Origin of the sequence: Citrobacter sp. Igbk 16 (assembly GCF_028069755.1) — a bacterium.
Classification (GTDB): Bacteria; Pseudomonadota; Gammaproteobacteria; order Enterobacterales; family Enterobacteriaceae; genus Citrobacter.
In genome coordinates this window covers 1-251 of record NZ_JANEWJ010000125.1, presented here as the reverse complement: position 1 = coordinate 251, position 251 = coordinate 1, and the positions used below count along the sequence as shown (strand labels likewise).

General features: G+C 50.2%; 1 protein-coding gene. It reads right to left on the bottom strand.

Features of this window, described 5'->3' with window-relative positions; translation table 11 throughout:
- A partial coding sequence (locus NNO03_RS22680; protein WP_271450616.1) for a transposase occupies positions 1-236 on the bottom strand: 236 nt, incomplete at its 3' end.
- Positions 237-251 lie beyond the last annotated feature (15 nt).

Below are 251 nucleotides of genomic sequence, written 5' to 3'. Positions count from 1 at the left end.
GCCCGGTTCTCAAGGCTCAGGTCGGCAAACATCTGTTTGAGACGCCGATTCTCGTCCTCAAGATCCTTGATCTTTTTAATATCAGAAGCCTCCATGCCGCCGTATCTGGACTTCCAGTTGTAGTAGGCGGCTTCAGAGATACCGGCCTCCCGGCAGACATCTTTAACGGTTCGTCCGGCTTCAACCGATTTAATTACGGCAATGATCTGATGCTCAGTAAAACGGGCTTTACGCATTGCGATCTCCTTTGT